The 17,591-nt window shown below is 28.4% G+C and carries 20 protein-coding genes and 1 tRNA gene; 7 read left to right on the forward strand and 14 right to left on the reverse strand.

Annotated features, from left to right (window positions below; all coding sequences use genetic code 4):
- Both ACMZI9_RS01970 and ACMZI9_RS01975 read left to right on the forward strand, forming a co-directional pair.
- A partial coding sequence (locus ACMZI9_RS01970; protein WP_416099160.1) for a transposase occupies nt 1–852 on the forward strand: 852 nt, incomplete at its 5' end.
- 103 nt (nt 853–955) lie between these two features.
- Nucleotides 956–1,040 (forward strand) — tRNA-Leu (locus tag ACMZI9_RS01975).
- Nucleotides 1,041–1,128: 88 nt separating this feature from the next.
- On the opposite strand, the gene ACMZI9_RS01980 is transcribed toward ACMZI9_RS01975, so the two are convergent.
- Together ACMZI9_RS01980 and ACMZI9_RS01985 are read right to left on the reverse strand one after the other, a co-directional pair.
- Nucleotides 1,129–1,392, reverse strand: coding sequence for an HPr family phosphocarrier protein (locus tag ACMZI9_RS01980; protein WP_257088861.1), 264 nt, complete (start codon nt 1,390–1,392; stop codon nt 1,129–1,131).
- A gap of 107 nt (nt 1,393–1,499) precedes the next feature.
- Nucleotides 1,500–3,017, reverse strand: a complete 1,518-nt coding sequence (locus tag ACMZI9_RS01985) for a phospholipase D-like domain-containing protein (protein ID WP_416099161.1) — start codon at nt 3,015–3,017, stop codon at nt 1,500–1,502.
- 137 nt (nt 3,018–3,154) lie between these two features.
- On the opposite strand from ACMZI9_RS01985, the gene ACMZI9_RS01990 reads away from it, so the two are divergent.
- Nucleotides 3,155–4,939 carry a hypothetical protein gene (locus ACMZI9_RS01990; protein ID WP_416099162.1) on the forward strand — a complete coding sequence of 595 codons (1,785 nt, stop codon included), beginning with the start codon at nt 3,155–3,157 and terminating at the stop codon, nt 4,937–4,939.
- 54 nt (nt 4,940–4,993) lie between these two features.
- Nucleotides 4,994–5,254, forward strand: coding sequence for a 30S ribosomal protein S20 (rpsT, locus tag ACMZI9_RS01995; protein WP_416099163.1), 261 nt, complete (start codon nt 4,994–4,996; stop codon nt 5,252–5,254).
- An 87-nt stretch (nt 5,255–5,341) separates the two neighbouring features.
- On the opposite strand, the gene ACMZI9_RS02000 is transcribed toward rpsT, so the two are convergent.
- Complete coding sequence (locus tag ACMZI9_RS02000; RefSeq protein WP_257088871.1) at nt 5,342–6,211, reverse strand: HAD family hydrolase; 870 nt, start codon at nt 6,209–6,211, stop codon at nt 5,342–5,344.
- Between the two features lie 66 nt (nt 6,212–6,277).
- Here ACMZI9_RS02000 and ACMZI9_RS02005 point away from each other — a divergent pair, with 66 nt between their 5' ends.
- Genes ACMZI9_RS02005 through ACMZI9_RS02015 form a run of 3 tightly spaced genes read left to right on the forward strand, consistent with a single transcriptional unit; the run spans nt 6,278 to nt 7,660 of the window.
- Nucleotides 6,278–6,760: a hypothetical protein gene (locus ACMZI9_RS02005; protein ID WP_416099164.1), complete on the forward strand. Its 483-nt coding sequence runs from the start codon at nt 6,278–6,280 to the stop codon at nt 6,758–6,760.
- Nucleotides 6,760–7,266, forward strand: coding sequence for a hypothetical protein (locus ACMZI9_RS02010; RefSeq protein WP_416099165.1), 507 nt, complete (start codon nt 6,760–6,762; stop codon nt 7,264–7,266). The genes ACMZI9_RS02005 and ACMZI9_RS02010 overlap by 1 nt, the downstream gene beginning before the upstream one ends.
- Nucleotides 7,247–7,660: a hypothetical protein gene (locus tag ACMZI9_RS02015; RefSeq protein WP_416099166.1), complete on the forward strand. Its 414-nt coding sequence runs from the start codon at nt 7,247–7,249 to the stop codon at nt 7,658–7,660. The genes ACMZI9_RS02010 and ACMZI9_RS02015 overlap by 20 nt, the downstream gene beginning before the upstream one ends.
- Nucleotides 7,661–7,761: 101 nt before the next feature.
- Here ACMZI9_RS02015 and rplA read toward each other — a convergent pair whose 3' ends face one another.
- The 11 genes from rplA to ACMZI9_RS02070 all read right to left on the reverse strand — a co-directional run bounded on the left by rplA (nt 7,762) and on the right by ACMZI9_RS02070 (nt 17,540).
- Nucleotides 7,762–8,457, reverse strand: coding sequence for a 50S ribosomal protein L1 (gene rplA / locus ACMZI9_RS02020; RefSeq protein ID WP_257088879.1), 696 nt, complete (start codon nt 8,455–8,457; stop codon nt 7,762–7,764).
- Nucleotides 8,458–8,459: 2 nt separating this feature from the next.
- Nucleotides 8,460–9,050, reverse strand: coding sequence for a 50S ribosomal protein L11 (gene rplK / locus ACMZI9_RS02025; protein ID WP_323176510.1), 591 nt, complete (start codon nt 9,048–9,050; stop codon nt 8,460–8,462).
- Nucleotides 9,051–9,215: 165 nt separating this feature from the next.
- Nucleotides 9,216–10,241 (reverse strand): hypothetical protein, encoded by a 1,026-nt coding sequence (locus ACMZI9_RS02030; RefSeq protein ID WP_416099167.1) that lies wholly within the window; start codon nt 10,239–10,241, stop codon nt 9,216–9,218.
- A gap of 2 nt (nt 10,242–10,243) precedes the next feature.
- Complete coding sequence (gene tpiA / locus ACMZI9_RS02035; RefSeq protein WP_257088885.1) at nt 10,244–10,981, reverse strand: triose-phosphate isomerase; 738 nt, start codon at nt 10,979–10,981, stop codon at nt 10,244–10,246.
- Nucleotides 10,982–11,049: 68 nt separating this feature from the next.
- Nucleotides 11,050–12,315: a GTPase ObgE gene (gene obgE / locus ACMZI9_RS02040; RefSeq protein WP_416099168.1), complete on the reverse strand. Its 1,266-nt coding sequence runs from the start codon at nt 12,313–12,315 to the stop codon at nt 11,050–11,052.
- Nucleotides 12,316–12,436: 121 nt separating this feature from the next.
- Nucleotides 12,437–15,034 carry a protein translocase subunit SecDF gene (gene secDF / locus ACMZI9_RS02045; protein WP_416099169.1) on the reverse strand — a complete coding sequence of 866 codons (2,598 nt, stop codon included), beginning with the start codon at nt 15,032–15,034 and terminating at the stop codon, nt 12,437–12,439.
- Between the two features lie 65 nt (nt 15,035–15,099).
- The gene (ruvB, locus tag ACMZI9_RS02050; protein ID WP_416099170.1) at nt 15,100–16,056 is read right to left on the reverse strand and encodes a Holliday junction branch migration DNA helicase RuvB; all 957 of its coding nucleotides are present in this window, start codon (nt 16,054–16,056) and stop codon (nt 15,100–15,102) included.
- The gene (gene ruvA, locus ACMZI9_RS02055; protein WP_416099171.1) at nt 16,028–16,630 is read right to left on the reverse strand and encodes a Holliday junction branch migration protein RuvA; all 603 of its coding nucleotides are present in this window, start codon (nt 16,628–16,630) and stop codon (nt 16,028–16,030) included. The genes ruvB and ruvA overlap by 29 nt, the downstream gene beginning before the upstream one ends.
- Nucleotides 16,631–16,720: 90 nt before the next feature.
- Nucleotides 16,721–16,921: a 50S ribosomal protein L32 gene (rpmF, locus tag ACMZI9_RS02060; RefSeq protein ID WP_257088893.1), complete on the reverse strand. Its 201-nt coding sequence runs from the start codon at nt 16,919–16,921 to the stop codon at nt 16,721–16,723.
- Nucleotides 16,922–17,061: 140 nt separating this feature from the next.
- A complete protein-coding gene (locus ACMZI9_RS02065; protein ID WP_416099172.1) occupies nt 17,062–17,415 on the reverse strand; it encodes a hypothetical protein in 354 nt (117 codons plus the stop codon).
- The gene (locus ACMZI9_RS02070) at nt 17,382–17,540 is read right to left on the reverse strand and encodes a hypothetical protein (protein WP_416099173.1); all 159 of its coding nucleotides are present in this window, start codon (nt 17,538–17,540) and stop codon (nt 17,382–17,384) included. Before ACMZI9_RS02070 ends, ACMZI9_RS02065 begins: the two co-directional genes overlap by 34 nt.
- Nucleotides 17,541–17,591 lie beyond the last annotated feature (51 nt).

Genomic DNA, 17,591 nt, shown 5'->3' on the forward strand with positions numbered 1-17,591 from the left:
GACAGAGGAATTAGTCAAAATGCTAACTTAAGATTTTTAGAACAGAAAGGTTATAAATACATCGTCCAAAAACGTATCGATAACCTTAGCGAAGCAGACAAAAGATTCATCATTGAAGATAAAGATTATATGTTGGAACACGAAATGTTTTCAAAAAGCAGATTTGTGGAATCTGTTTGAGCTAACAATAGAAAAAAGAAAAGATTTAATCAAACTCTTAGAAAACAAATAGTTTACTTTAGCCCAGCAAAAGAAAAGCTTGACAGAATAAAAAGAGCTTTTTCGATAGCAAAATATGAGAAAAAATCAATTAATAATGTAATTTGCTTAAGTGATCTTGTTCCAGAATACAAGAAAAAATATATGGATGTTGAAGGCAAAACAATTGCCAAATTAAATTACTCTAAAATTAAAAAAATAGCTGATCAAGATGGTTTCTATATGATTGAAACCAACATACCTAATTTAACAGCACAAAGAGCTAATGAAATTTATAGACAACAATGAAAAATTGAAGAAAGTTTTAGAACATTGAAATCTTCACTTGAGGTTAGACCGATGTTTGTTCATAAAGATTCTCACATTCAAGCGCATGTTTTCTTATGTTTCTTAGCGTTAATTGTTTTAAAATACTCAATTTACAAACTCAAAAAGTTCTATGAAGATAATGGTGAAATTCAAAAGGTAACTATGAATATGTTTGTGGATGCCTTAAAACTTATAACAGTAACAACTAAAACTGTAAATGGTAAAGTTGTTGGTGAAATTATTAATAATTTAGATCCAAACCATTACGAATTAAACAAAATATATAAAGATTTTTCATTTGTTATAGAAAATCTATCATTGTAATTAAAAATAACAAAAAACGAAAACGCCTTATTTATAGGTGTTTTCGTTTTTTATCCCTTTTTAACTTGGAAACTCAGGTTGTTTTATAATATTTTTACTAATTGCGTGAGTGGTGAAATTGGCAGACACGCTAGATTAAGGCTCTAGTGGGGCGACCCATGCAGGTTCAAGTCCTGTCTCGCGCACCATATGACACTAAAAAGTGTCTTTTTTTATTTTCTTTTGTACAAAAGGCAAAAAGAAAAATCGCCATTATTGTAGCGATTTTCAGAACAATTAAATTAAACCATGATTTTTTAAAGCAGCTTCAATAGCTTTTACTGCTGCTTCTTCATCTTCTCCGAGCACTTTAACTGTAATTTCAGCTCCGTGTTTAATTCCTAAAGCCATAATGTTCATAATTGATTTTAAATTAGCTTCACGTCCGTTGTAAATTAATTTAGAATCTGATTTGAATTTTGTAGCTGTTGAAACAATTAAAGTTGCTGGTCTAGCATGTAAACCAATTGGATCAATAATTTTAGCTGTGAATTCTTTCATCGTTTTCTCCTTTGTTCCTTTGCAATTGATTTCAATAAAATGCTGTTTCAAAATTTAACAAAAATAAAATTAAAAAAAGTAGTTTATCTAACCAAAATATACTCTTATTATATCAATGGTTTAGTTATATCAAAAACAAATTTCTTAAATAGATTACTTTTTTTCTTATTTTTACAGTTTTTTTTCATATTTTCAGATTTTTTATCATATTCATCAAAAATCTGAATTAGTTTTTGGACTGATTTTCCTTCAAAAACATCCATTGTTTCATATTGTGAAAACATACTTCTACTGTCTCAGTTAGTTGTTCCGACTCAAGCGATTTTGTCATCAACTATCCCTGCTTTAGTGTGTAAAAAATGGTCATCATAAATTTTTACCTCTAAACCATATGGAATTAATTCTTCAAGCTGAGATAAACTGATTTTATAAACGAGCTTCTTATCTGGTAACCCTGGGAAGTAAATTGTGATTTTCACATTATTTCTCAATGCTAAAATCAATTGTTTTTTAAGTGCATTAGTAACTGAAAAGTATGGTGTACAAATACGAATTGACTTTTTAGCAGTCGCAATTAATTTTAGTCATAAAAATTCTGATTCTGAATAGTCGAAATTAGGTGATTCTAAAATTAAAAATGAATTATTTTCATATTCTTGATCACTAGTATCAATAAATAATGAACTTCTAATTTCAATTTTTTTATTAGTTATTATTTTTCAAAACTTAATAAAATGAATTATATATGTATTTATATATGGACCTGTAATCTTATAGTTAAGATCAATTCAGTGTCCATATTTTTTTGACATTGATGAATATTCATCTGAAATGTTATTTCCTCCTGAGAAAACCATCTTGTTGTCTATAATAATAAACTTCTCATGGTTTCTTGAGAAACTACTTGCATTAATAAATGGATAATAAATTTTTCCAATATAGGCAAACTCAATGTTTGGATGTTTAGATAATTTAGATAACTTTCTTTTTTGTGATGGCATAGCGCCAAAATCGTCAACAAGTCATTTAATTTTTACACCCTCATTAGCTTTTTTAAGTAGTAGGCTTAAGAAGTGGTCTGAGATTTCTGATTTTTTAATTATGTATGTAATGATGTAGATTGTTTTTTTTGCATTATTGATTCCATTAAATAAGTGATCATAGAATCTATATCCTTCTTCATAGAATTCAATATTCGCAGGTAGGATAACATTATTATTAAGATTTGTGAGCTCTGTTAAATTATTACTTTTATAACTTAATTGATTTTGATTTTTCATAAACAATGGAACATATTGTTTTAAACAGTACATCGGATTTTTATTAACCTTAATTTCATTTTTATTTTTTCAATGGAAACCATAAACAATAAAAATAACATGTCCAATTATTGGTAATAACATCGTTAAATAAATTCAAGAAAATTTCGACTCATGTTGCTTCTTTTGACTGTAAATAACAAAGACAAAAGTCACATTAATTACATAAAACAAGAAGATGAAAAAATATGAAACTTCTTTGTAAATATTAAGCACTAAAAACGATACAAAAACAACCGTTAATGTAACAATGAAAAATGCAATGATAAATGAAATTAATCACTTTAAGTTATTTTTAGTAATCATGATTTAATTTTATATCATTTTATTCTTTTTGTCCTAAAAAATAGCACTTAAAAAATATTTTAATCACAAAAATAAATTTGGTTTTGGTATAAAATAAACATTATTTTAAATAATTAAAATTAAGACAAAAAGGATTTATGAAACAGCAGAATTTACTTAGAAAACTCAAAGCTTGATCAGCAATTATTATAATTGCTTTAGTCTCAATTTTTACATTCACTTTAGTCGGTGTAAAAATGAGTAACAGATTTAAACCATCCTTCTTTAATTACAAGTCTTATATCTCAGATGAGAATAGGGATAAAATTCAAGAAAACTTCTCTTATAAAACATTTGATGAAATTAACGAATTCACAGTTGCCATTGTAAATTCAAAAGCAATTGCTGGAATTGGAAGTGATTTCCAAGCAGTTAATTTAATCAAAAAAGACCTATTAGCACCAATCGATTTTAAAAAGTTGCTAAATTTATCAGACAAGCCTGATAAGGAGTTGCTTAAAAACATCTTGCAAACTATTTACACACCTATTGTTTTTGAACATTTAGCAAGTTATGATGAAGATCTAAAAACAGATCAATCAGGTAAAAAATATGAGGAACCAAGACACTTATGAGAATACTTTGTTCCATACTTTATGCAAGATGCAGTAGTTGCATTTAACACAAAGAAACAAAAACAAACCAACGGCGTACAACCAATCACAAAAGAATTACTAGATCAAAATAAAACAGAATTACAAGCTGATGGAACAAACCTTGAAGAGTTCGGTTCACTTAGTTTATATAACCAATTAAATACATTGTTTAATAATGGATATTCTAACTTAACTATTACAGATGCTGTTAGAGCTAATATGTTGTATGGCTCATTTTATGACTTTAAACCTACCGGTGTAGTCTTAAATACAAATAACGATGTTACTAAAGATAACTACACGAAGTTTATTGACAACTTCTATTCACTTGTTCAAAAAGGTACTGGAAAAAATCCAAATGATAGCAAGTACATCACATATGACGGTGATGGTCAAGGTATCTTAAATAAATTAATTAATCCACAGTATCCAGAAGCTGACTCAGCTGTTATGTATAATGGTGATGCACTGGATGCTTACTTCTCAGATAACAACTATGAAGAAGTTGAAAACGGAACAGTACAATCATTTAAAATTGCACAAAACATCTTGCTCATAGATGGATTAGTAGTTGCTAAAAACACATCACAAGGAACTCTTGATGAACTTTATGAAACATTAAATTCATCAATTTATTCAAATATGGGTGAGTTATATAGATTCACAAAACAATTTAAAAATGATATTCAGGAATGCCTAAATAATTATTCACTTAAAATGTACGATGAATATATTGATTTAGTGTTCAGAGACTACTATACAGATTTAAATAAATATAATGATTTCAAGAGTCAACTACACGAGCTTTATAAAACTACATTAATTGATATCAATACACTTAGTTCATATAAGGCAAAAGTTGAAGAATTATTTAGTATTCAAGAAACTAAAAATGTTTTTGTAAGGTTGATTAAAGATTTAAATAATGAAGATCCTGAAAATGCAGTCAATATGAATGATGAAGATGAATTTAAGAAAAAGATTGAGTTTATAGTAAATCACATCGATTTTGCTAATAGTAAATTTGTTAAAATAATGAATAAAAAATACTTACAACTTAATAACTTCGACTTTGTTAACTATACACCTCCAACAAGATTTGAATATGAGTTAGTTAAAAGAAATTACTTCATTACAGATGACAATGAAGTAGATAATAGTGCATTATACATTTATCAAATTGAAAATGATCCAAACGAAAAAGTCACACACACTAAGATAAATGGTGTAGATGACAACTTATCTTCAAAAATCGGAATTGCATATAACCAAAAATTCAAAAGCTAAAAATATAGTATAATACAAAAGATTTTTCACATATATTTAGAAAAAGGGAGGTTTATGGCTAACATTAAATCTAAAGTTAAAAGTATAGCTAAGATGGAAAAAGCTCGTGTTAAAAACGCTGCTATGAAATCAAGAGTTAAAACAGCTATACGTAAAGCTAGAGAAGCTGTTTTAGCTAAAGATGCAAAAGCTGCTGAATTAGTTGCATTTGCTCACAAAACAATTGCTAAAGCTGTTTCTAAAGGTGTTTTCCACCAAAACAAAGGTGCTAGAAAACGTTCACGTTTAGATGAATTTGTAAACAAAAACAAATAGTTTAAACATCATAAAAAAACGGACTGATGTCCGCTTTTTTATTTCTCTTTTTCACTTGTACTATAGTGTGCAAGTTATAAAAGTTTTTTAGTACATAATTTTCTTATTTGTTTTTGCAATATTTCCCATTTGAGAAACAGCTCTTTTAAGTTCATAATCTCCACGATATAAATAATCAACAATAGCTTCAGCTAATCCATCTTGAAGCACATCTGATGTGTAATATTTTGCAAATGATTTTGTATATTGGTCAGAATTATCCATCGCATATGAATATCCTGATAATTTAAACATTGGAATGTCATTTGGACTATCTCCAATTGTCATAACGTCAGCTAAATCAGCGTTGAAAATGTTTTCACATAATCATTTCATTCCTGAACCCTTATTTACACCAGGATTAGACATTTCGATATATAAATAATCAACATTAACTAAGTCTAATTTAATATCTGATTGATTATATAAATCAACAAATTTTTCTAATTGTTCTTTTGTTCCATAAGCTTCAATTCTGTGTAAATCGGCAGGAATAGTTCCATCTGTAATTCATTTATCATATTCATTAAATGATGTTAAAAACTCATAGATATCATCGTGAACATTGTATAAGTAGAATTGATTAACACCTGCATAATATAATGTAACATCAGCTTTGAGTGCTAAATCTCAAACTTTTTTAGCTTCATTAGGATCAATTATTTCAATGTGCAATGGTTTTTCTTCTTGCATATCATAAATAATCGCACCACTTGAACAAGATAAATATCTTGAATTAAGTTCTCTAGCTAAACGTTTGATTTTTTCTAAAACAGGATTACCTGTGTTGATTACAAATGGAATATTTTTAGATGATAAATCTAAAACTTGTTCTTTTACTTTTTCTGATAATTTTTTATGTGGAAATCCATAAATTGTTCCATCCACATCACTAAAAACTGCAAATGATTTATTCATGCGAATATTATAAATTAAACTATCAAAATATAGCTAAAAATAATATTTTCAATTAAAATATATTTCATGAAAGATATTATTAAATATTTAAACAAAAGACTTAAGCATGATAAGAAGAAACTGCTTACTTACAAGATTATTGATATCAGTTTTTCTATCATAATTGCACTGCTTAATATTTCATCAATTATCATAGCTGCAATTGCGCTTTCAATCATTGTGTCGCATGGACAAACAAATGGAAATCATGAATTACAAAGAAACTCATCATACATTTCAGTTATCTTACTTTGTGTGTTTATGATTATTCTATTCTTCTTAAACATTGGAATAGCTATTTATCGCAGCAATACTAAGATGTCAACTTATAAGAAAGTTTATGAAAGCTTGGGATATCTTGAAATTAAGTATGCTAATGGTTTAATTTCAGAAGAAAACTTAATTAAATTCATTGACTATATGTACACTGAAGCTAAATCATTCAAGAAATTAGTAATCTTAGAAGTTATTCAAGATGAAATTACCTCACCATCAGGAGGTAAGAAATAATGAAAAAGAAAAACATTACATTGAATGCTTATTTCAAGCTTTATAGAGAAACAAAACTCAAGCTTATTGTGAATTCAGTTCTATATTATTTACTAAATGCATCAATAATCTTCTTTACACTTTTAAACGGTGTGATAGCAATTTTATTCCTTGCAGGAGCATCTTCTTATTATCCTGAAGGTATGACTAATCCGTACACAAGTTTTTTAAACTCAAATAGTAACTACATTATCTTATTAACAATTGTGAATGCAATAATCACCTTTACTTCAGGTATATTATCATTCTTTGTCATTAACAAAAAAGCAATTTTTTATCAAACTAAAATTAAAGCAATTCAACTCGAACACCTTTTATACAAATCTAAATTACACATATATAAGGATTTAAATAATAAAGAAGCAAACTTTACATTATTTAAAAGAACAATGAGCATATTAGAAATAGATAGATATAAATCAAGCGACATTGAAAACGAGGTTAATAATGGACAAAAACAAAAATAAAGAACAAAAGAAAAATAAATTACAAATCAACAGCATTAATGATATTGATAAGGTCAAAAATAGAGTTTATTTTAAATACATTACAAGTAAAACTTTATTTACATTATTAAACGTTATTTCTATTTTCTTATCTGCCTCAATTATTGTTCTAAACTTATATTCAATTAGATTTAATATCTTGCCTGATAAAACAATGGACTTGTTTGTTGCGATTGCTTTATTCTCTGTTATCATAACAATGCTTGTGTCAATTCAAAGCTTCTTGGCTATAACAAACAAGACAAACGAATATAAAGATAAGATTTCAAGAAATGTTGAATTCTTAAAAGAGTTTAAAGAACAAACTCAAATAACTGATAATGATATCGAAGTTATTAAGCAAATTATTGAATAAATTTGATGAATGAAACTGTCTTAAATAGTTTCATTCATTTTTTATTTGCCGTGTGTATAGGAATAAAAAAATCATAGGTTACCCTATGACTTATAAATTAACTATTTTTCAATTTTAATTTTAACACTTGGTCCCATTGATGCTGAAACTGTTAAGTTTAACATATATGTCCCTTTAACAGCTGCAGGTTTTAATCTTTTAATTAATGAGATTAATGTTTGTGCATTTTCTACTAATGCTTCAGTTGACATACTTGCTTTTCCGATTAATGAGTGTACAATACCAGCTTTGTCTGTACGGTAGTTAGCTTTACCTTTTTTAAGTTCTTCAACAGCTTTTTCAGGTGTTGGAGTAACTGTACCTGTTTTAGGGTTTGGCATAAGACCTTTAGGCCCTAATTTTTTACCATATTTTCCTAATAAAGGCATCATAGCTGGGTCAGCTACCATAACATCGAAATCAAATTGATCTTCTTTAATTCTTTGTTCTAATGCTTGTGCATCAACAACAATATCTGCACCAGCTTCTTGTGCAGCTTTTTGTTTTTCAACATTGTTTGTAGCTACTAAAACTCTGATTGATTTACCTGTTCCGTTTGGAAGTAATACAGCTCCACGTAATTGTTGGTCTGCTTTACGAACGTCTAAGTTTAAGTTGAAAGCTAAATCGATTGAAGCGTCAAATTTTGCGTAAGAAGTTTTTTTAGCAAGCTCAATAGCTTCAGCTAAATCATAAGCAACTGTTCTGTCAAATGCAGCTCTAGCAGCTTTTAAATTTTTAGAAACTCTTTTAGCCATAATTATTCTGCTCCTTCTTCGTTGTGTTCGTGTGAAATAACGTTAACTTCGATTCTTTCACCTTTTGTTGCAACAAGTTCTTCAGCTTCTTTGTTTAATTCAGCTTCTCTAGCTTCAGCTTTTGCTTCTGCTTTAGCTGCAGCAGCAGCTTCTTTTTTAGCTTTAAAAATGTCGTCGTATCCTTCAACTAAAACACCCATTTGTTTAGCTGTACCAGCAATTGTAGCCATAGCAGCGTAAACATCATCTGTGTTTAAGTCAGGTAATTTGTATTCAGCGATTTCTCTTAATTGGTCTTTTGAGATTGTAGCAACGATTGTTGTTTTAGCGTTTGAAGCACCTGATTGAATTTTTGCAGCTTGCTTAATTTTGTATGAAGCAGGAGCTGTGAATAATTTGAATTCGAATGATTTGTCTTTGTAAACTGTAATTTGTACTGGAACTGGTTCGTCCCCTCTATCTCTTGTAGCATCGTTAAAAGCTTTTGTAAATTCTGGCATGTTAACACCAACTCCAGCAAGAGCTGGACCTGGTTTAGCTTTACCAGCAGGGAATTGCAACTTAGCAATACGTTGAATTTCTTTTTTTGCCATAAACTCTGTATCCTTTCGATATGGTGGTCAAACGATATTTTTTATATCTCCCACATTAATTTGGCAATATTGTGTATATTGCTTTTTTATTATAATAAAAAAAATCATTTTTGATAATGATTTTAATGTGATTGATTTTTAGACTTTTAGCACTGTGTGTATGGCTTAAATGCTTTTAATTTTATCTCTTAGATTCTGTGTTTTTTTAGAAAGATTTTCATAATCATCTGATAGACGTTCTAAATATTTTTTAATGTTTTCTCCATTAAATTCTGCTTCATTAACTAATTCGATTGCTTTCTCAAGTCATCTTAAGTTTTTCTTAAGAATTTCTAATAAGTCCTCATTTGCAATTGATTTAGAAATTTTATCAAGTATCACAATGTTATCAATTTGTCTAAATAAATTAATTTTATTGAATGTCTGCATTCTTTTTTTATCAACTGTTTTTAATTCAGTTGTTATCACATTTTTAGCTTTTATCCTATGATTAAGAGTTTTTGGATTTTTGTAAATAAAATCAATTCGCTGAATATCATCTGAATTATAAATTCTTAATTCATTTAATATTGTTGTAATTTCTGCATTATTAAGAAAATTCATATTCTTTTTCTTATATTGCGCTTCAAAGAGAGCGAAACCAACTAAAGAGGCAATTAAGCCAGGATCTGACTCGTCAGTAATCTTGCGAATTGATTTTTTCTTAAGAATTTCTATTGTATTTTTAAAGTAGATTTTATCTTCGTAACCTTTAGACATTCACTTTAATGAAATTTCTTGTTTAGATGTAAATTTATCCTCAAAAATATTTGCATTATGACAAATTGTTTGGTTGCCTAAAACCGTTTTTATGATTGTATTTTCTAAAACGGGATTCCAGCCATAAAACACAAACTTCTCATTAATATTATTAACAGTTAAATCTTTAACCTTCATTCCATTTAATTTAGCTATATCAGCTAACAATTTAATTCTGAATTTTTTGAAGTATTCTTTTTTGTCATAATTTCTAAAGTTAATAACATTTGTTTTTATTTGTATTTCTTGGTTTTTATCATTATTTGGATATTTCCCAATTGTATATGCAAACGGAATTGAATGAAACTTCGATGTCTTTAATTCATCATAAATAAGGGCGTGTCTTCTATCTATTGCTTCGAAGTCAATGTATATTTCTATTTTCTTATTCATTTTTACCTAGTTTTTAAAGCGTGCTTAATTACTTCGATAAAGTTATCTAATTGCAATGATGCCTTACCAACTAAAAATCCATTGATATTTGGTTGTGCACATAATTGTTCAATATTTTGACTTGTAACACTTCCTCCATATTGAACAATAACTTTGTTATCTAGCAATTGCGAAATGAAGCCACAAATTTCATTTGCAAATTCAGGAGTAGCTGAATGACCTGTTCCTGTAGCTCAAATCGGCTCATAAGCAATGATGAATTTATCTAAATCAAGACCTTTAGTTGTTTCTAAAACTTGTTGCTTAATAATTTCTTTAGTTTTATTGTTTTGATAATCTTCTAAACTTTCACCAACACAAATTAAAGGTGTAATCCCGTGTTCAATAGCAATTTTGGCCTTAACATTAACTCTTTCATTAGTTTCAAAGTGATGTAATCTTCTTTCGTTGTGTCCTAAAATAACGTATCTAACGTTTAAATCATTTAGCATAAGAGCACTAACTTCACCTGTGAATGCACCGAATTGATGAATAGACATATTTTGAGCAACTGGTAGTACAAATTTACTTATAGCACTTGTGAATGCAGGTAAACTTGGATAAGGCGCTGCAATTCCAACTTTAATGCTTTTAGGAATGTTTAATTCTTTGAACGATAAAACTAAATCATCTAAATAACTCAATGTTTGAGTGTAAGTTTTATTCATTTTTCAGTTTCCGATTATTAAAAAATCTTTCATATTTACCTCTTTTATTTATTTTATTTTATTTAAAGAAAATAAAAAGAAATCAATAATTAAATTATTGATTACTCTTCATCTGTTCATTCAAATTGGAAACCGTAAATAGAAACAGTGTCACCATATTTAACACCTTTTCTAATTAACTCTTCTCAAACACCCATTTTCTTTAAGATATTGTTAAATCTAACAAGGTTGTCAAATGTATTAATTGGAATACGGTTGTATAATTCTTCAACTTTTTTACCTGAAACTTCGTAGTATCCATGATATGGATTTGTAACAACAAAATCAGGTTCATACTCAATAACTTTTTCCTCTTCTTCTTTTTCTTCAATTGGTTGAGCTTTGTTATTGATAATTAAGTCTCATAATTTAGCTTTAACTTCTTCTAAGTTTTCACGTTTGATTGCAGAAATTGAAACAACTTCAACATCCGGATATTTAGCTTTGAATTCTTTTAAGTGTGCTTTGAAAGCTGGTAAATCTTCTTTGTTAGCAATTACTAATTGTGGCTTTTGCTCTAATTTTAAATTGTATGACTTAAGTTCATTGTTAATAACTTCATAATCTTCAACAGGATTTTTTTCTTCTGAACCAAAGTCAATAATGTGAGCTATAACTCTACAACGTTCAATGTGTTTTAAGAATTGAATTCCTAAACCTTTACCTAATGCAGCACCTTTGATTAACCCAGGTAAGTCAGCAACTGTAAATGAATCGTCAAAATATTTAACCATTCCTAACTGAGGCACAAGAGTTGTGAATTCGTATTCAGCAACTTTAGCTTTTGCATTTGAAACAGCATTTAAGAATGTTGACTTTCCTGCTGATGGCTTACCTACAACACCAACATCTGAAAGAATTTTTAACACAATGTGTGCTTCAAATTTTTCTCCAGGTAATCCATTTTCAGAAATTCTCGGAGCTGTATTTTTAGCTGTTTTGAATTTAGTGTTACCTCTACCACCTTTACCACCAGAAGCTATTAAATATGGCTTATCTGGTTCAATAATATCAGCAACTAAACGTTTACCATCATAAACCAATGTCCCAACAGGTACCTTAACGTATGTGTCTTCTGCATTGGCTCCATAAAGGTTTTTAGGACCACCTTTAACTCCATCTTTCGCAACAATACGCTTGTTTTGGTAGAAAGTTAAAAGAGTATTTTTACCTGAGTCACCTACAAAGTAAACATTTCCTCCTCTTCCTCCATCTCCACCGTCTGGACCACCTTTATCAACGTGTGCTTCTCTACGGAATGAAACCATACCATTTCCACCACGCCCAGCTTGAATTGATACATAAACTTCATCTATAAATTTAGCCATATTTCCCTCCTTTATGGTAATTAATTTAAATTAATGTAATTATATTCTAAAAATATAATTAAGTTATGCAAATGCATTTGTTTTTGTTAAAAAACAAACTCACATTTGTGAGTTTGAAATTTTAAAGATAATCATTTACTCCAGCGAATGTTTGCTCATCTGGATTGTTAACATTTCAGTAACCTGTATCAATTCTTTTTTGAATTTTTCTTTGTTTGTGCCCTTCTAACATTGCTCATACTCAAGAACAAATGAAGATTGATGAGTAAACTCCAATTGAAATTCCAAATAACATAACGATGTTAAATGACATATTTGTAGCATTGTTAAAGCATAATAGAACTAAAATAGCTAGAATTGTTGTTCCCGATGTATATAAACTTCTTTTGAATGTTTGTGCAATTGAGTGGTTAACAATTGACTTGATATCATCTTTTTTAAGAATTTTACCATTGAATTTAGTTTTAATTGTTTCACGTATCTTATCAAATGTAACAACAGTATCATTGATACTTAGACCTAAAATTGATAAAATAGCAGCAACTATGATTGTTGAAACTTGTAATCTTGTAATTACAATGAAAGCAATAACCATTAAGAAGTCGTGAACTAAACCAATAATTGCTGCAATTGAGTAAGTTCAGCTCATTCTGAATAATAAGTAAACAATAATTCCAACAAAGCTGATTACAGTAGCTAAAACTGCATTTAATACTAATTTGTTAGCTTCACTTGTTGAAATTGTGTAACTAATAATTTCAACGTTTGCATTATTACTTAAAATATCAGCTCTAATTTTTTCAACAACATCTGCTGATAATGATTGACTTGTTTTAATCATTACAACATATTCATTTCCTGAAGCGCTTGCTTTTGAGAATGAAACTATTTGGTCAACATTTTCAATATTGTATTTTGCAGCATTATCTGCAATTACTTTTTTAATAGATTCAGCATCTTCTAATGTAATAGCAGAACCAATTGATGGTTGAACAGTTATATTTGTTCCTCCAGCAAATTCAAGTGATTTATTGAATCCTCCTCAAATATTGTGTTCAGATGCTGAAAGTGAAATGAACACAATCAATCCAATAAGAACAAATATCACAGAACCAAGTGCAAATCATTTTGATTGTTTCAAGTAATCAAAGTTTTCAATCATTGCACCAAGTTTAGTTTTATGGTTAATGTATCTTTTTCTGATACCTAACATATAAAGTTTGTTATCGAACATACCTGTTCCAACTAACATTGACGCTAAAAATCTTGAAAAGACTAACATAATTAACAATGTACATAAAACAGATAATACAAGTGTAATACTAAATCCTTTCACATCTTTTGTACCAAAGTAGAATAGGATAAATCCAACAATTAAAGTTGTAACGTTTGCATCGATAATTGATGACATACTTAGCTTATTAGCATTCCTGAAGGACTTCTTCAGCGAGTCTCCTGTGTAAACTTGCTGTTTTAGTCTTTCAAAAGTAATAACGTTTGCATCAACACTAATACCAATTCCAATAATTAAGGCAGCTAATGTAGCCGGTGAATATTCTCCTCTTAATACTGTGAAGATTAGTAATGTTAAGAAAATATAAAGAGCAATCGAGATTGTTGATAATGCACCAAGTAATCCATAGTTAACTAACATAAATATTGAAATTAAACTGAAGATAACAATTCCAGCAATCATTGCATAGTTAAATGATGAGTTATTTAAATCAGGTTGCACATAAACATTTGACAATACTTCTAACTCATAATCACTTAAACCAAAGTTAATTTGGTTAGCTAAGTGTTGTGCTTCTTGAGCTGTGAAATTACCTGAGATTTGTACGCTTTCACCATTTAATGGCTCATTAACTGAAGCGTTTGAAATCATATAAGCAGTTGCATTAAATTCAAACTCTTTTAAAGCATTTTCAACTCTTCTAGGGTAACCGGTTGAATTATCAATTGAGTAAGCTTGGTTTGTAACGTGAATAAAGTTTCATAAATTATGTCCTGATTGATCTCAATCTTCAGGAAAATCATTTTGTGCAATTGATAATAATTTTTCAATATTTAATCACATTAAAACACGTTTGTCTTGTTGACTTGAAACATATTCAGTTGCTTTTGTTCATTCAACTTGACTATCTGGTCTAAGTTTTAGACTAACTGAGTTTTTACCATTTGATGTATTTGCTTGTGATGTTGCAGAATCTTGTAAAAATGGTGGAATTCATTTTGAAGCAGGTATATCTGTAGGTGAACCATCCACTCCAATAGGCTCACCAACTTTAAATGAACCTTCATAGAATAATGGTCTTAACTGTCCATCAGTAATTGTTAATAATGGTTTATCAACAATTTCATTTTGGAAAAGAATTCTCTCTGAATCAGTTAATTGACCTGATTTAGTGATTCTTATTTTTCCATCACCTTCAGAACTAACTGTAATCCCATTTAAACCGGTACTATTAAGCCTGTTATATAACGATGTGTTAACAAGATTTGTAAGTTGATTGTCTGCGTTCTTTTTATCTTTTTGAACTTGGACTAAAACTTCAATTCCTCCACCATACTCAATAGATTTATTTACATTTTTACCAATGTAAAATAAACTACCAAAAACAATAGCTAAGATTGTCGAAATAATTGTGATAGTGCTTATCACAATTCTTTTTCAATTGCTTAACTTAAAAAATTCTGATATTCTGCTTCTTAATTTCATAATTAGTATTAATTCTACCAAAAATATGCTTTATTTTTTATCTATAAGATAAAAAGAAATTAAAACTAAATTGACAAGTTTTGTCTTAGTAAATAATCTATTCCTAAAGATGTTATTTTTCTTCCTCTAGAAGTTTTTTGCACTAATTTTAAGAGCAATAAGATTGGTTCTATTTCATTGACTATATCGTATTTGTTATGTAAGGTTAAACCGACAATAGTGTCTAATGAAACTGATTTTTCTTCAAATCCATCTTTTAAAATTTGAAGATATTCAATATGATCCTTTGTTAAACCATATTCATATAGGTCAAGATATTTAAAAGTTTTCTTAATAATTTGCTTTGTAATTTCACCTTTTTCTGAAGAAAGTGCAAAGTCTAAAACTCTATAAATTAAGTGATTTGCTAACCTAGGTGTATTTCTTGAATAGGAAGCAATGTACTTAATTAGTTCGTCATCTAAATTTAAATTCAACTTTGAACAAGTGATTTTTAAGATTTTGGAAATATCTTTTAATGTGTAATTAACTAATCTTCCAATGTAACCAAACCTATCTTTAAGAGGTTGTGAAATTTCATTGAATTTTGTAGTTGCTCCAATCAATGTGAATGGTTTTAATTTCATTCTGATTGGCCTAGAATTTCCATCTACACCTATGATTAAGTCAAAAACAAAATCTTCCATTGCAGCATAAAGAAATTCAACAACATTTTTATTAATGCTGTGGATTTCATCAATAAACACAATATCATTTTCATTCACAACTGATAAAACACTAATTAAATCAGCTTTCTTTTCAATGTTTGTGCCTTGTACAAAGTGAATTTTGCTACCTTTTTGGTTAGCTATGATTGTTGCTAAAGTTGTTTTACCCATACCTGGCATTCCATAAAATAAAATGTGATCTAAAGGTTTATTTTGAACTTTAGAACTCTGTATCATTGCTAAAAGTGTTTGTTTTAATTTATCTTGACCAATGAATTTTTCAAAACTATGCGGTCTTAAATCTATTGTCTTCATCTTTTTGAGTCGCTATAAATTTAATGCTTTCTTCTACCATATCTTCGAGCGATTGATTTAATTTAACATTTTTAACTGCACTTTCAATTTGACCTTTAGTAAATCCTAAAACTAATAATGATTTATATAACTCATCTTTCAGTTGTTGTTTTTCAGCTTTTTTAGCATCTCCATTTGTTAATATTTTTGCTCATTTGTTTCCTAATTCAAAACAAATTAAGTTAGCCATTCTTTCAGTAACAAATGGAATTGATGCTAATTCTTCAGTTTTGTGATCAACGATTAAGTGAGCTACATATTCTCATCCTTTTTCAAGAATGCTCATTGCAATTTTAGCCCCTACTTTTTCTATACCAATAAGGTCGATAAATAATAACCTTTCTTTAAATTCTTTGAACCCATAAGTGTGTGTCATATAATCTGTTCTGTATTCAAATAAATATAGTTTTGTCTTTTGTCCAACTTCTCATCTTTTGTCGTCAGCGACAGTTACTATGTATCCATCTCCTTTTGATTCTAAAATAATGTTTGATTTGTTTTTATAAACTATTTCTCCGATTGAATATAATTTCATTTTTTGTCCTCCACTTATTTAGTAAAAACTCTCAAAAAGGAACAAAAAAAGAACAGTTACCTGTTCTAGTTTATAAATTTAATTAAATTATTAGTTGTTACGATCTAATAAAGCTTTGTACCCTTGTACTTTTTTACCTTTATAAAATCCACAGAATTTACATACAACATGTTGTTCAATTTTGTTTGAACATTGCTTGCAATTTACAAGGTTAGGTAATTCTAATGCTGAATGACTGTTTCTTTTGTGTTTACGTTGTTTTGACGTTTTACGTTTTGGAACAATGGCCATTGTTACCTCCTTTTTAATATTTTGACTAGTCTAAAAGCTTTTATATTATAGTATAAAAGGTAAAAAATAATAGTCCATTTTTAGATTTTTTAGTGATATTTTCCAATGTAAAAAAAATAAGTAGCAAACGCTACTTTTAATTATTTGATAAATGAAACTTCTGTTGAAGAATCTAATTTTTGAACCACTTGATCAAGTGTGATTAATTCTTTTTTCAATAGCACTGATGTAACGATTGGAAGGATTCCTGCGCATAAGAAACCTATAATTTGTAAAATCATATTTTTTCTAAATAGTGATGCATATTTTGAATCTAATTTTCCATTTGCAATTAATGCAAAAATAGATTTTCTAATATCTAACATAAATACTATGCAAATTACATTAAGAATTCCAAATATAAGTATCAATGTTACTAATCATCATTGAGACATAAGTGCACTCAAATCTAAAAGTGAAATTACAGCATTTGATGAAGTAGTTGATTTTTGCAATTTGTAAGTGCCATTAAAAATACAAAGTATGAAAAACCTGAAATAAGCACAAATATAGAAATAACTAAAATTGCTATGTTGAATTTAGCTAATTTCGGCTTGAGTTCTTTAATAATACTTAACATAATATGTTCCTTTCAGGTTACTAAACATATTTAGTAACCAAGTATTTTTTA

Source organism: Mycoplasma sp. 4079, assembly GCF_047785185.1.
In the GTDB taxonomy this organism is placed as follows: Bacteria; Bacillota_I; Bacilli_A; order Mycoplasmatales; family Metamycoplasmataceae; genus Mycoplasmopsis.